Raw genomic sequence first — 13,241 nt, 5'->3', positions numbered from 1 at the left:
GAGCCGTCAAAACGCGCACTAATGCGACCCAGTTGGGGGCCGGGCGGGCGGGGAGGTGGGTCAGGCAGCCAGGCGGCGGCGGACCCACGCGGAGAACTGGTCCACCACGATGATGAGCACCAGCACGATCAGGATGTGCGTGAGCATCGAGTCGAACTGGAAGGACTTGATGGACTGGTTGATCAACAGCCCGATGCCACCCGCGCCCACCAGGCCAAGGACCAGCGAAGACCGCACGTTCACGTCGAAGCGATAAAGCAGCAGCCCCACGAATTGAGGGACCACCATGGGCAGCGTCGCATTGGCCACCTGCTGGATGCGGTTGGCCCCGGCGGTGCGCAGGGTTTCCTGCGGCCCGGCGTCGATCTCCTCCATCGACTCCGCCCACAACTTGCCCATGACGCCCGTGTTGTGGCAGATCAACGCGAGCACGCCGGCGAATGGCCCAAGTCCAACGGCCGTCACGAAGATCAGCGCGAACACAATGTCCGGCACGGCGCGGAAGAACGAAAGGATGGAGCGCGCGGCCTGGTACACCAGCCGGTGCGGACTCGTGTTCTCCGCGGCCAGGGCAGCGAGCAGCAGGGCGAACGGCACGGACAACGTGGTTCCCAGCAAGCCGATCCACAGGGTCACGAGCGTGGCTTCCAGACCCGGCCGGATTGTGCGATCCCAGCTGAGGTCCGGCGGGAACGCGTCGGCAACGAACGCGGCCATTCCCTTCCAGCCGTCCACCAGGAGTTGGGGTTTGAAGTCCGTCCCTTCAAGGGCCACAGCGTGAAGTCCGACGACGGCGACAACCACTGCCGCCGTCGTGATCCACCGCAGCGGCTTCTTCGGGCGGACCAGAGCCACGCGGCTTTTGCTCGAAGCGGCCCGCCGCTTGACGGCGGGGTTCAGTGTCTGCGGAGTCATGCGGCGACAGTCCTGTCTGCGGTGTTCCGGTCCGGGGCGTAGAGCGTATCGAGGTGTTGGGCGTCCACCTCGGAAGAGGGAAGATTGAACGTCATGGAACCTTGCAGCAGCCCTATGGAGCGGTCCGCGTAGCGCAATGCCAGGTCCGGCTGGTGGAGAACCGCCGCTACAGCGAGGCCCTCCGAGTGCGCGAGTTCGCGAAGCAACGTCATGACATGCTCGGCGGCATGCGGATCCAGTGCGGAGACGGGCTCGTCAGCAAGCACGACGTCGGCACGCTGGCACAGTGCCCGGGCTACGGCCACGCGCTGCTGCTGTCCGCCGGAAAGACGGCCGACGCGATCGAACGCGCGGTCAGCGAGTCCTACGCGGTCCAGGCAGTCGAGGGCTTCCTGCTGGACCTCGGCAGGGAACAGGGCAGGGGTGAGCGAGCGGATGGTCGGGATGCGGGAGAGCGCTCCCGCGCAGACGTTATCCAGCGCCGTGCGGCGGGGGACCAAGTGGATTTTCTGGAAGATCATGGCCATCCGCTGGCGAGCCTGCTGGAGTTCACGTCCTTGCAGGCCATTCACCGCCGAACCGGCAATGCTGATGGTTCCCGCCTCCGGCTCGGTGATGCCCATGACGCAGCGCAGCGTGGTGGACTTGCCGGAACCGTTGGCGCCCAGGAAAGCGACGAGCTCTCCAGCAGAGACAGAGAAGTCCACTCCGTCCAGCACCGTGCGGCCGTTGAAGGACTTGCGCAAGCCTTGAACGGATAGGAGCGGTGCCACTAGAGATCCTTTTCGGTGAGGTTCATCGTCTTGGCCAGCTCGAACAGCGGGGTGTAGTTGGCCTTGCTGACCTCAAGCAGCGGGCCCGGAGGGGTGACGTCCAGGAACTCGCCCACCTTGGCAACATCCTCCGGCGAGAGTGAAAGGAAGGCTTCCTTGACGGCCTTCTTGAACGCCGGATCTGCGTCTCCGCGGACGGTGATGGGATCGTTGGGGATGGGCTCAGAGGTCCACACCTGGCGGAACTCGTCCTGCTTGAAGGTACCCGCGGCGATGGCCGTGGCAAGGGTCTGGGAGTTGATCTCGGCTGCGTCCACCTTGCCGTTGGTCAGGGCCAGGAGTGCCTCCGGATGTCCTCCCGTGTAGTCCATTTTCAGGTCTGCGTCCGCGATGCCTGCTTCGCGCAGACCATAGCGGGGGAGTACGTCACCTGACGTGGAACCCACGCTGCCCAGTGCCAGGGTCTTGCCCTTCAGGTCGTCGATCGCCTGGATGGGGCTGTCCTTCGGAACCCAGATTCCCGCGGTGTAGGTGCTCAGTTCCTTCTCCGTGGTGCCGAAGGATACAACGGGTTCCGCGCCCGCCTTGGAATCGGCGAAGACGTAACCGAGCGGACCGAACTGTCCAAGGTCCAGCTTGCCGTTGCGCATGGCCAAGACCTCGGCGGCGTAGTCCTCAACCACCTGCACGGAGACAGGACACTCGAGCTTCTTGGACAAGGCGTTGGCCAGCACGTCGTAGGCGGGCTTGAGCTTGGCCGGATCCTCGTACGGCTCGATGCCGAACGTGATCCCGCCGTTGGGGCATGTGGCGGACGTTGACTGGGATGAAGCTGACTGGGCCGAGCCGCCACACGCGGTCAGTGCGAGGGCGGCGGCAAGGGCCAGGGCGGAGCCGGTGAAGAGCGTGGTTTTCATGGGAATCCTTGGATGCGAAGGGAAGGGATTTAGGTCAAGCGGGAAACGTTGCGGTGGGCGAGCCCGAAGGACAGGGTCATGCCCACGCCCGAGGTCACCGATACAACCGTGACGCCGGGTTGGATGTCCCTGACCAACAGGGGAGCAACCTCCGAGGAGGCATAGACGCCCTGCCAGCGCTGGATGATCTCCAGCGACTGGCCGATCCTGGCCTCGACGTCGGTGTTGAGCGCATTGGTCACCGATTCGTCCAGGAAAGGATCTGCGGTGAGGTGGTAGTGGTGCGAGTCGCCCAGGATCACGGTGCCGTCCGGGCGTTGGGTGAACATGACGTTGGCCCCGATGTCCAGCAGTTCGGGCTGGGCCGCCTGCACCTCGTCGCGGAGCGCCGAGGCTGCGGGCATGTCCGCGAACGCGGGGTAGCGGAGCATGGAGGTTGCCGTCAGTACGGCCGGGCTGAGTTCGAGCCCGGCCGGCTTGGCGGCCAGGGACATCTGCAGGGCACACCGCTGGATCCGGTGCTCGGCGGCAAGGTCCGGGAACAGGTAGTCGACGTCGTGGCCCACACAGACGAACACCTGCTTGGCCCTGAACCCACCGCGTGAGGTGTGAACCGTGGTTACCTCGGCTTCCTGGCTGAAGCCAAGCGCGGAAGCGTTCCAGTGAAGTTCGACGCCGGGTTGCCGGCTCAGCCAGTCGGCCAACCGTGCGACGGTGGTGCGGGGGTCGACGCGGAGGTCGTCCCGAAGGAAGGCGCCACCGACGAGACCCGGCCAGGCTCCGCCGTCGGACGTGGTGCCGCCGGTGACGGGAGCGCCTTGGCGGATGCCGCCGTCGTGCGCTTCTTCCGCGGCGGGACCTCCGGCACCCAAGCGGGCCCGGGTTTCCTCGGGAGAGAGCAGTTCCACCTGTCCCGGTTCCCGGGCGGATGAGAGTTCGCGGAGCACCGCCAACTCGGTTTCGGTCCGGGCCAGCACCACCGCGCCAGACTCGACAGCCCAGAAACCGGCACGCTCAGCGAATTCGAGCCAGTACTTCCGCGAGGTCTGCGCGAGTTCGTACAGTTCGCCGGATTGCGCGGTGATGCAGCAATGCCCGAAGTTCCGGACGGACGCGCCCGCCGCGTGGTGGTCCCGTTCAAGGATGGTCACCGTGAGGCCGTTGGCAACGGCGTGCGCCGCGTGGGCCAGACCGACGATTCCGGCGCCGACAACAAGGACATCTGCGGGTTGGACAGTGTGTGCGGAAGAAGAGCTTGGGTTGTTCACACCAACGACTCTGGCCGCCCGCCGAAGGGTAAATCAAGCCAGATCGCCACTTGTATATACAAGTTAATCTGAATTTAATATCCGTTCACCCGAGTTCACCCCAAATTCATCTCAAGAACCGCAAAACCGGTGTTCCAGCAAGAGCCAACTTGTATGATCAACTCGTGACCGCACAACAGAACGCACCCCTCCACGTCCGCCTCAGCGAAGAATTCATGCGTCGGATCACGGAGGGGGATTGGCCCCCGGGTTTCCAGCTGCCCAGCGAGGCGGAGCTGTGCCGCGAGTTCGGAACATCCCGCGGACCGATCCGCCAAGCGCTCGCCTTCCTGCGTGCCGAAGGTGCTGTGACGGGTGGGCGTGGACGGCCACCGATGGTCCGCTCGTCGGTGCCGTCACAGTCGTTCTCCACGTTCAACTCGTTCACCGAATGGGCTTCCGGTATCGGGAAGACGCCGGGCCAACGGACACTCGAAGTTGCCCGCCGCGAGGCCAGCCCTGAAGCCGCCGAGGCCCTGAACCTGGTGCCGGGAACCACCGTGGTGGAGGTCCTGCGCGTCCGCTATCTCGATCAGGTCCCGGCCATGATCGAACGGACCACGTTCATCCTTGAAGTGGGCAGGAAGCTGTTCGACTTCGATACCGATTCCGGCTCCATCTTCGCGTTCCTCAAGGAACAGGGCGTGGACCTGCACAGTGCGCGGCACACGATCGACGCCGTGGCGGCCAATGATGAGGACGCCGAACTGCTGGAACAGTCCGAAGGCATTCCGTTGTTGCGCGAACGCCGCATCACCCGTTCCGCCGACGGCCAGCCCCTGGAGTACTCCGAGGACCGCTACCTCCCGGCGCTCACCAACTTCACCATCGACAACACCGTGGAACGCAGGGCTGCCTTGGTCCGCATCCACACAGACTCTCAAGCCACCTGAAGGAGCTACCCATGATCGAGCTCGTTGCCTGCGATATGGCCGGTACCACCATCGACGAACACGGCGACGTCTACGTTGCCCTGGCCCGGTGCGTCGAGGAAACCGGCGTCGAAACCACGCCCGAGGCCGTCCAGGAATGGATGGGAGCGGACAAAGTGGAGGCCATCACCGCGTTGATCCAGGCCGGAGGAGGTGCCGCGACTCCCGAAACAGTGGCGGCTGCTTTCACGCGCTTCAAGGAACTCCTGGTGGAGTTCTACGCCGCCAACCCGCCGGTCGCCTTGGACGGAGTGGAAGAGGCGTTTCGCACGCTTCGCGGCCAGGGCGTCAAAGTAGCGCTGACCACGGGCTTCTCCCGCGATGTTGCCGAGCCCCTGCTGGCCAGCCTCGGCTGGAGCGTTGCTGCTCCAAGCGTCGAGGCGGGCGACCCCGGCAAGGTGCTGGACGCCGTCGTATGTTCAGACGAAGTACCCGCCGGACGGCCGGCACCGCACATGATCCACCGCGCCATGGAGCGGACCGGCGTGCAGGACGTCCGGGCCGTGATCGCGGCGGGCGACACCGTGAACGACCTCGCCGCCGCCAACAATGCCGGCGTCGTGGCGGTGGGTGTCCTCACGGGCAAGCTGGATCGCGAAGCCCTCGCCGCGCACCCACACCACCACATCCTGGTCGGCGTGAAGGACATCCCGGCGCTGCTGTCCTTTCCCAACTAGGTCGCAATAGTGCGCGTTTTCAGCGGTCAAAACGCGCACAACTGCGACCTACTTGGGGTGGTCGGGGTTTGGTGAGCGGCCGTGGGCATGGAAGATTGGGATGCGTGAAATTCCTTCACCCGTCTCCCAAGTCCTCCTCCCGCGGCGTCACCATCCTTCGCGTGGTGTTCGGTGTGCTGCTCATGGTGCATGGCTTCCAAAAGTTCATGGCCGGGCATGCAGCTTTTGCTGCTTCTGTCGCAGCCATGGGCGTCCAGAAGCCGGACGTCATCGCCTGGCTGGTCATCGCCGGCGAACTTGGACTGGGGGCCTTGTTGGTCCTTGGCGCCCTCACCCGCGTGGCTGGTTTCCTGGCGGCGATCCTTTTCGCGTCCATCTGGTTCGTGACGGAAGCAGGGAAGCCGTTGCTCACGGATGCATCCGGAGTTACGGCCGAGCTCCTGATCGTGTACTTCGCGATCTCGGTGTCGTTCATCTTCCTGGGACCTGGAGCCCTGTCTCTGGACCGCAAGCTGGCGCGGCAACCGCTCAAGCGTTAGCGCGCCTGGGTTAAATCACGACGTCGGCACTCGCCTTCCGGTGCCAGGGCCCGTCAGCGGGCGTCGTTCGGGTATCGAATACCCAACTGGGAACGCACGCCGTCGAACAGGCGCATCACGTTGATGGAGTCCTCCAGGGGCATGGTGGGGCTCTCGGTCAGTCCTTGCTGGATGCACCGCGTGACTTCGCGGAGTTCATATGTATAGCCGATGCCCACTACGTCAAACTGTTCGTGTCTCGGCTCATCCCAGCCCACCCGGATGACGAGCTCGCGGGGGTTGTTCACCGAGCCCACGGTCTGGATGTAGCCCAGGCCTCCGGCGACCGTTGCCGTCCGGGGTCCGTGGGCCAGCAAGGACGACGTGAGCTGGACCTGGGCGCCGGTGTCGTAGCCGAGGGTCAGCGCGTTCTGGGTGTCTACGCCGTCCTCGTTGAGTGAGCCGATGGCTGTCACCGACTGCGGGAAGCCCAGTGTTCCCAGTGCCCAGAGCAGCGGGTACACCGTGATGTCCAGGAGTGCTCCGCCGCCATCGTTCAACGCCCAAATCCGGGCCGAGGGATCGTAGGGTGCCGGGAATCCCAGGTCCGCGCTGACCCATTGGATCTGTCCGATCTCACCGGAAGCCGCGATCTCGAAAGCACGCTGCATGCTGGGCAGGAAACGGCTCCACACCGCCTCCATGAAGAACACGTTGTTCTCCCGGGCCAAGCGAACCAACTCAGTTGCCTCGCGGGCGTTGATGGTGAGGGCCTTTTCGCACAGGACGTGCTTGCCTGCACGCAGCGCGGCCGAGGCGATCATGAAGTGCTGGGCATGGGGAGTGGCAACGTAGACGACGTCGACGTCGGGATCCTCGACCAAGCGCTGGTAGCCGGGCACGCCGCTGTCGTCCCCGTAACCCTTGGCGAACCCCAGGTTCTGCGCAAAAGCGTCCGCAGCCGCCTGCGTGCGTGAGCTCACCGCGTACAACTCCGCGTCCTCGAGCAAGGACAGGTCCTGCGACACACTGTTGGCGATGTTCCCCGTGGACACCACGCCCCACCGCAAACGCCGGCCCGTTGAAGCCCGAGGATCCTGGTTGGTCTGGGAGAAGAGCCACGGCTTCGCGATAGGAAGAGTCATGCCAGCCATCCTCTCAGAAGCTGTTGCGCCCGTGCATGATTGCATCTTGTTTACGGTCAAGAACCCTCGCGACCCGACTGCAGCCGCCCATGATCGCTGCGGCGTCGACGTGTATATAGCCAGCGATACGTGAGATGTCTCCGCAAATTGTTTCCAGCGGCATTTTGAAGATCGGCTCATGGTGGGCGATGCGATTGCGCATCTCCCGGATTTGGGTGAGGTCGGCAAAAAGCACCTTGCGTTTGAGCGCAACGCCTTCCGGAAACGCGTTCATTAGCCTCGGTTGCCAGAACGCCGTTTCGTAGCTGAGCAGCGGATGCCGGGGGATCCCTTTGTCGAGGAAACGGGTCCAGAAGCCGAACGGCAGGGCTGCAACTATTTGGCCTGGACTTGGCGTCACAATCTTGCGCTGGAGTTTCGCGATGGTCTCGTCCAGAATTGCCCGGTGGTTGTCCATGAGATGGGTGCTCGGGAGGTCCCACCACGTGTCCGGGCGACCCTTCGATAACGCGTTGTGCATGGCATTTCTGAGAGCAACTTCCAAGATGCTCAGGGGACCCCAAAAGGCAGACGACACTTCAATGTTCCAGGCGTACAACCGGGCGGCCAGATGGTGGTTGCCGCGATAGTGTCCCAGGTATGTCTGGAACCGTGGGACACTGATCAGCTGTTCAAGCGTTCCAATTGCGCCTACGTCCACGGCCCCTCTTAGTTGCTTAAAAGAAAATTGCCCCAGGAGTCCGGCGCTTCTGCCGAATGGTCACTGGGGCGTGTACGTGCTCAGTCTTGCACGGGCCCCGCGACAGATCAAACCAGCGACACGGTAAGCAGCCTGTTCATCCTTTCGAATGACCGGGGGTGTCAGTGGCTTCGCCTAGGCTGGAGCAATCATCCCTCGCAGAGGTTCTGTGGGGAGTTACCGAAATGGAGCAGGGATGGGTGTTTTTCGGCGTGTCATTTTGCCGGTTGCCTGGTTGTTGGTTTTCGCGATTATTGCCGTGGCCTTGGTCAAAATCGCCTTCATAGATGGACTCAAGTCCACAGCTTCGCAGCCGGCCCCGCTGGCCGAAGTGGATATTCCGATGGTCCCGGCCACGCGGGCCACCGTCACCAACACGGTCCAGATCAAGGGCACAGTCCAGAGTGATGCTGCCGAATCCGTGCGCAGCACAGCCGCCGGCAAGGTCATCAAGGTTTTCGTCGAGCAGGGCGCCACGGTGGCCAAGGGCGACGCGCTCTTCCAGGTCAAGGCGGAGCGAGCAGTGACAAATCCGCAGGTCTCCAAAGACGGAACACCCCCGAAGCCTGTCTATGACTATCTCAACGTCCTGGCCCCGAGCGGCGGAACTCTGCAGCAGCTGACAACCCTGATCGACCAGCAGGTCAGTGTCGGCGAAACCGTCGGCAAGGTCGACCCCGGCACGTACACCGTCGCGGGTTCCGTGAACGCTTCCCAGCAGTACCGTCTCCTGGGCAAGCCCGGCCCTGCGGAGATCGCTTTGGTGGGTGGCCCCGCGCCGTTCCAGTGCACCGAGGTGACGCTCACGAACAACGCGTCGAACGACGGCGGCACAGGCTCAGGCGGTTTGTCCGGCTCGGGAGGAGGTGCCGGCATGGGGGTCGGCGCGGCAATCGCCGGTCCAGGTGCCAGCGGCCAGTCGCAGGAGGACAGCACGCCCACGGGCACCCTGAGTTGCGCTGTTCCCTCCGATCAGGAAGTCTTCGCCGGCCTCGGTGCCACCATGACCGTCAGTGCAGGCGTGGCGACCGACGTCGTCACCGTGCCCTTGACGTCGGTGAAGGGCAGTGTGAAAGACGGCATCGTCTGGACATCCAGTGCCGCCGGAGGAGCTCCTGAGCAGCGGAAGGTAGAGCTCGGCTTGAACGACGGATCCGTGGTTGAGGTGGTGTCCGGACTGGCTGAAGGCGAACAGGTGCTCGAGTTCGTTCCAGGTGCTCCCGCGGTCGGGGATCCCATGATGGGTCCTGGCCAGGGAGCCTACGCACCGGCGGGCTAGTCATGGAGTCCACGACTGAAAAGGAAACACTGGTCAGCCTCCGCTCCGTCACCCGCTCGGTAACCTTGCCCGATGCGCAGCAGTTGCACATCCTTAGGGGTATTGACCTGGAGGTGCTCAGCGGCGACCACACGGCGATTGTTGGCAGGTCCGGGTGTGGCAAATCAACGCTGCTCAACCTTTTGGGCCTTCTGGACGTCCCGACCTCCGGTGAGCTCGAGTTCCTTGGGCAGCCCGCGGAACGGCTGGGCGGCAACGCCCGTGCCCGCTTGCGCGGTTCCACCGTGGGCTTCGTGTTCCAGCAGTTCAACCTGCTGCCCGGCAGGAGCGCTTTGGATAACGTGATCACGCCGCTCCTCTATGCCAAGGGCAAGGACTTCTGGCGTCGCCGCGAACTCGCCACGGACATGTTGGACCGCGTTGGCCTCGCCGCACGGGCCAACACCATGCCCAACATGCTTTCCGGAGGTGAGCAGCAGCGCGTAGCCATCGCCCGGGCTTTGGTCAGGCGACCGCGGCTGATCCTCGCCGACGAACCCACCGGTGCCTTGGACGTGGAGACAGGCCAATCAGTCATGGCCCTGCTGGACACCGTTGCCACGGAATCCGCAGCTGCACTCGTCACCATCACCCACGATGTCAACGTGGCCGCCCTGGCCCGTGCTTGCTACCGCCTGGACACCGGCGTCCTCAGTCCCATGGCGCTCGCAGAAGCAGGAGTACCCGCATGACCGGCTTTGTCTCCACGCTGGTGGAAGCGTGGCAGGAACTTCGCATCAACAAAGTGCGCATCCTGTTGGCCCTCCTTGGTGTTGCCCTTTCCGTAGCTGCGCTGACGTCCGTAGTGGGCCTGGGTAACCTCGCCAGAGAGGGTATCAAAGCCCAGTCCGAGCGTGATCAAGGCAGGGTAGCCACCGTCTCGCTGAGTGTGAACGGTCCGTCGACGCCAAGCGCTGAGCAGCTCGACAAAGCCTACGAAGGCATCAAACAACGTTTCGGCATCACCACCTCCACACACGTGGGACGGGCCCAGGCCGGCTTCCAATTTCCCCGTGGCGTCACCAGCGTGGAAGTGACCATGGTGGATATCGGATACGGCATCATCCACCGCGTACCCCTCCTGCAAGGAAGCTGGTTCGCCGCCGATGACGGACAAAGGCTCGCACCCGCCGTCGTGGTCTCCGAAGCCTTCTATGACCGGGCCGGAAGGCCCAACCTGACAACCCAGCCAACGGTTTCCATCCCGGGCGACCAACCGGCGACTGCGGTGATCATCGGAGTGGTTCCGAACGTCCACGAGATGGCCCCGCCTTCGGCTTTCATCCTCACGGACGGGGCCAAACTGATCGGCATGCGGCCGCAGATGTCCGAGTTCAAGATGTGGGTGGGTGAGGCCCAGGCAGGACCCCTGACGGCTGCCATCAGCGCGGACCTGCAGTCGCAGTTTCCGGGGATGTACGCCCAGGCGCAGCGTGTTGACTACGCTGCCTGGGGCGATCCGCTGGGGCCCACCCAGTGGATCGTCGGTGGTATCGCAGGACTCGTCCTGCTGCTTGGGGCTGTGGGGATGCTGAACATATCCATGGTCACCGTGCGCTACCGCGTCCGGGAGATCGGAATCCGGCGCAGCTTCGGTGCCACCTCGGGACGCATCTTCTTCGGGGTCATGATGGAGTCCGTGGTGGCCACCGCAGTTGCCGGCCTGGCCGGAGTGATGCTGGCAATCGCGGTGGTGAAGAACCCTTGGATCGAATCGAAGGTGGCGCCGGGCCTGTCCGAGCACCCGGCGTTCCCCATCGAGGCGGCCCTTCTCGGTTTCGGGGCGGCCGTCCTTGTCGGCGCACTCGCGGGAGCGATTCCCGCGCTCGTCGCGGTGCGGGTGAAGGTTATTGACGCGATCCGGTTTTGAGTTCCTCCGTCAGGCGCCCTTGCTGAAGCCGGAAGCGTCGATCCGTCTTCTGGGCAAGTGAGCGGTCGTGGGTCACCACCAGGATGGTGGTGTTGTGATCACGGCTCAATGAGCTCAGCAAATGGATGATGTGCTCACCAGTCTGCTCGTCGAGGTTACCGGTGGGTTCATCGGCCAGGATCAGCTTGGGCTCGTTGGCTAAAGCCCTTGCGACGGCCACACGCTGCTGCTCACCGCCGGAGAGCCGGTTGGTGCGGCGGGAGTGCTTCTCCGGATCCAATTGGACCTGCTCCAGGAGTTCCTTGGCGCGCTGCAACCGGGCCGACTTCCGCACACCCGCGAACTCCATGGGCAGCATCACGTTGTCCACCGCGCTGAGGTTGGGAATCAGGTTGAACTGCTGGAATACGAAGCCGATGTCCTGGCGGCGGTACTCGGTGAGCTTGCCGTCCGGGAGTCCGGCGAGGCTCACGCCATCCACCACCACGTCGCCGGACGTGGGTTTGTCCAGCGCGCCCAGGAGGGACAACAGGGTGCTCTTGCCGCTGCCGCTCTTGCCCACGATCGAGGCCAGAGAGCCCTTCTCCAGCTCGAAGCTGACGCCGTTGACCGGCTTGATGGTCCGGTCTCCGGACTTGAACTGACGGACCAGGTTCTTCACTACGATCACGGCTATTCTCCTCGGAGTACTTCGATGGGACGGATACGGGCGGTCAGCAGCGCGGGAACCAACGCTCCGATGATGGCGACGGCGAACACTGCTGCGATGCCGGCAGCGAGGACGCCGGGGGAGACGCTTGCCGTGACGGAGGTCAGCAACTGGTTGGCTCCGCCAAACGGACCGCCTTGGCCGCCGAAGCCGCCACCACCGGGAACGCCGCCGTTGGCTGCTGCTCCGGCCAAGCCGCCGCCGCGCTGGTTGGTGGTTGCCGCCGTCGTACCTGAATTGGAACTGATCAGCGCGGAGGCGATGCCGCCGCTCGCGAAGGACGCGATCGCCGCACCCACCACGCTGCCCAAAGCCACCAGGACCAGGGACTCGAGCACGAACTGGAGGCCGATGGTCCGGTTTCGGGCGCCGATGGCCTTCAGGACGCCGATTTCACGGCGGCGCTCGCGGACCAGCATCACCACGATGAGCAGGATGATGAGCCCGGCTGTTGCGAGGGCGGCGATGAATGCGACCAAGGAGATGTTCTTGACGCTGTCCAGTGAGCTGACGGCAGTCTGGAGGTTGCGCTGGCCCTGCGTGACGTCGGCCTTGTCCGCGCCGAGTGCGCTCTGGAGTGCGGTCTTGGTGCTGTCCACGTTCTCCATGCTGTTGACCGTGACGATCATGGTGGAGAGTTCACCGGGCGTTTCGGCCAGCGTCTGGGCCTCCGGGAGCGTCACGTAGACGGCGTTGTTGCCGAACGTGGTTCCGGCGTCGAACAAGCCTGCCACGGTGAAGGTTTTGTCCTGGATGGTGAACGTGGAGCCAACCGTCAGGTTGTTCTTTTCGGCTAGCGTGGTTCCGACGATCGCCTTGGCTTCGGCCGCGGTGTAGTCGCCCAGGCCGCTGCCGCTGGTAATGTCCAGTGCCTTGCCGGTGCTGTCGACTTCGGCCCCGATTCCGGTGGCCGTGATGGGAAGGGTGCGGGCCGGTTGCGTGGTAGTGCTGCCGGTTGTTCCGCTCGCGTTGTTGCGGTTTCCAAGCGTTCCGGCATCGACGGCGGCGGTCAGGTTGGTGGTGACGGTGGTGCCTTGCTGCCCGCCGGGGCCGCCGAAGCCGCCTTGTTGCGTCGTCGCAGTGGTGCCGGTGGTTGCCGTCTGGAGTCGCAGCGCCTTGGTCCCGACGACGGACGTGACGTTCGCGACGCCCGCTGCGGTTTGCGCCTGGGCTGAGGTGAGCGGTTCGCCGCCGCCCTCGAAGCCCTGCCCGCCGGCCGGGTTCACCGTGAGGGTGGTGCCCACGGAAGCGTTGAGCTCCTGGACCTTGGCGCCCACGGCCTGGTTGGCCACGAGCATGGCCAAGGCCAAACCGATGGCGACGGCCAGGACGGCAACCACGGCCGCCGTTCTGATTTTGTTGCGGAAGGCATTGCCTACGCTTCGGGCAAGGACGCTCACGTTTCTCCTTTGGAGCTGCTC

Annotated in this window: 14 protein-coding genes; 6 read left to right on the top strand and 8 right to left on the bottom strand. The window is 64.3% G+C overall.

Annotated features, from left to right (window positions below; translation table 11 throughout):
- Positions 1-60 precede the first annotated feature (60 nt).
- Genes phnE through ACIQT2_RS13465 form a run of 4 tightly spaced genes read right to left on the bottom strand, consistent with a single transcriptional unit; the run spans position 61 to position 3,873 of the window.
- Positions 61-915, bottom strand: coding sequence for a phosphonate ABC transporter, permease protein PhnE (phnE, locus tag ACIQT2_RS13480; protein ID WP_402947131.1), 855 nt, complete (start codon positions 913-915; stop codon positions 61-63).
- Positions 912-1,688 (bottom strand): phosphonate ABC transporter ATP-binding protein, encoded by a 777-nt coding sequence (locus ACIQT2_RS13475; RefSeq protein WP_402947128.1) that lies wholly within the window; start codon positions 1,686-1,688, stop codon positions 912-914. Before ACIQT2_RS13475 ends, phnE begins: the two co-directional genes overlap by 4 nt.
- On the bottom strand, positions 1,688-2,605 hold the full coding sequence (locus ACIQT2_RS13470; RefSeq protein ID WP_402947126.1) for a phosphate/phosphite/phosphonate ABC transporter substrate-binding protein: 918 nt from the start codon (positions 2,603-2,605) through the stop codon (positions 1,688-1,690). Before ACIQT2_RS13470 ends, ACIQT2_RS13475 begins: the two co-directional genes overlap by 1 nt.
- Before the next feature lie 29 nt (positions 2,606-2,634).
- Positions 2,635-3,873 carry a TIGR03364 family FAD-dependent oxidoreductase gene (locus ACIQT2_RS13465; RefSeq protein ID WP_402947124.1) on the bottom strand — a complete coding sequence of 413 codons (1,239 nt, stop codon included), beginning with the start codon at positions 3,871-3,873 and terminating at the stop codon, positions 2,635-2,637.
- Positions 3,874-4,037: 164 nt separating this feature from the next.
- Here ACIQT2_RS13465 and ACIQT2_RS13460 point away from each other — a divergent pair, with 164 nt between their 5' ends.
- From ACIQT2_RS13460 to ACIQT2_RS13450, 3 genes are all read left to right on the top strand, one after another.
- The gene (locus tag ACIQT2_RS13460; protein ID WP_402947121.1) at positions 4,038-4,805 is read left to right on the top strand and encodes a GntR family transcriptional regulator; all 768 of its coding nucleotides are present in this window, start codon (positions 4,038-4,040) and stop codon (positions 4,803-4,805) included.
- Positions 4,806-4,816: 11 nt separating this feature from the next.
- Positions 4,817-5,521: a phosphonatase-like hydrolase gene (locus tag ACIQT2_RS13455; RefSeq protein ID WP_402947119.1), complete on the top strand. Its 705-nt coding sequence runs from the start codon at positions 4,817-4,819 to the stop codon at positions 5,519-5,521.
- A gap of 104 nt (positions 5,522-5,625) precedes the next feature.
- Positions 5,626-6,060 carry a DoxX family protein gene (locus tag ACIQT2_RS13450; protein WP_400337472.1) on the top strand — a complete coding sequence of 145 codons (435 nt, stop codon included), beginning with the start codon at positions 5,626-5,628 and terminating at the stop codon, positions 6,058-6,060.
- Between the two features lie 53 nt (positions 6,061-6,113).
- Here the strand turns inward: ACIQT2_RS13450 and ACIQT2_RS13445 are convergent, their stop codons facing one another.
- Positions 6,114-7,184 (bottom strand): Gfo/Idh/MocA family protein, encoded by a 1,071-nt coding sequence (locus ACIQT2_RS13445; RefSeq protein ID WP_402947115.1) that lies wholly within the window; start codon positions 7,182-7,184, stop codon positions 6,114-6,116.
- A gap of 13 nt (positions 7,185-7,197) precedes the next feature.
- Entirely contained in the window at positions 7,198-7,884 is a 687-nt protein-coding gene (locus tag ACIQT2_RS13440) for a hypothetical protein (protein WP_402947112.1), read from the bottom strand.
- Between the two features lie 235 nt (positions 7,885-8,119).
- On the opposite strand from ACIQT2_RS13440, the gene ACIQT2_RS13435 reads away from it, so the two are divergent.
- The 3 genes from ACIQT2_RS13435 to ACIQT2_RS13425 are packed head-to-tail and all read left to right on the top strand — an operon-like array spanning position 8,120 to position 11,111.
- The gene (locus ACIQT2_RS13435) at positions 8,120-9,202 is read left to right on the top strand and encodes a biotin/lipoyl-binding protein (protein ID WP_402947109.1); all 1,083 of its coding nucleotides are present in this window, start codon (positions 8,120-8,122) and stop codon (positions 9,200-9,202) included.
- A gap of 2 nt (positions 9,203-9,204) precedes the next feature.
- Complete coding sequence (locus ACIQT2_RS13430) at positions 9,205-9,933, top strand: ABC transporter ATP-binding protein (protein WP_402947107.1); 729 nt, start codon at positions 9,205-9,207, stop codon at positions 9,931-9,933.
- Positions 9,930-11,111, top strand: coding sequence for an ABC transporter permease (locus ACIQT2_RS13425; RefSeq protein ID WP_402947104.1), 1,182 nt, complete (start codon positions 9,930-9,932; stop codon positions 11,109-11,111). The genes ACIQT2_RS13430 and ACIQT2_RS13425 overlap by 4 nt, the downstream gene beginning before the upstream one ends.
- Here the strand turns inward: ACIQT2_RS13425 and ACIQT2_RS13420 are convergent.
- The gene (locus ACIQT2_RS13420) at positions 11,089-11,781 is read right to left on the bottom strand and encodes an ABC transporter ATP-binding protein (RefSeq protein WP_402947101.1); all 693 of its coding nucleotides are present in this window, start codon (positions 11,779-11,781) and stop codon (positions 11,089-11,091) included. The two genes, ACIQT2_RS13425 and ACIQT2_RS13420, sit on opposite strands and share 23 nt — an antisense overlap.
- Before the next feature lie 2 nt (positions 11,782-11,783).
- Complete coding sequence (locus ACIQT2_RS13415) at positions 11,784-13,220, bottom strand: ABC transporter permease (RefSeq protein WP_402947099.1); 1,437 nt, start codon at positions 13,218-13,220, stop codon at positions 11,784-11,786.
- Positions 13,221-13,241: the final 21 nt, after the last annotated feature.

The sequence above is a fragment of the Paenarthrobacter sp. NPDC090522 genome (assembly GCF_044769225.1).
Lineage (GTDB): Bacteria > Actinomycetota > Actinomycetes > Actinomycetales > Micrococcaceae > Arthrobacter.
Note: the sequence above shows the minus strand (reverse complement) of the source record. Positions and strands in the feature narration are given on the sequence as shown.

Excerpts from the sequence above, each read along its gene's own strand:
- phnE (WP_402947131.1), bottom strand. The coding sequence starts at position 915 with ATGACTCCGCAGACACTGAACCCCGCCGTCAAGCGGCGGGCCGCTTCG.
- ACIQT2_RS13470 (WP_402947126.1), bottom strand. The coding sequence starts at position 2,605 with ATGAAAACCACGCTCTTCACCGGCTCCGCCCTGGCCCTTGCCGCCGCC.
- ACIQT2_RS13455 (WP_402947119.1), top strand. The coding sequence starts at position 4,817 with ATGATCGAGCTCGTTGCCTGCGATATGGCCGGTACCACCATCGACGAA.
- ACIQT2_RS13445 (WP_402947115.1), bottom strand. The coding sequence starts at position 7,184 with ATGACTCTTCCTATCGCGAAGCCGTGGCTCTTCTCCCAGACCAACCAG.
- ACIQT2_RS13435 (WP_402947109.1), top strand. The coding sequence starts at position 8,120 with ATGGGTGTTTTTCGGCGTGTCATTTTGCCGGTTGCCTGGTTGTTGGTT.
- ACIQT2_RS13430 (WP_402947107.1), top strand. The coding sequence starts at position 9,205 with ATGGAGTCCACGACTGAAAAGGAAACACTGGTCAGCCTCCGCTCCGTC.
- ACIQT2_RS13425 (WP_402947104.1), top strand. The coding sequence starts at position 9,930 with ATGACCGGCTTTGTCTCCACGCTGGTGGAAGCGTGGCAGGAACTTCGC.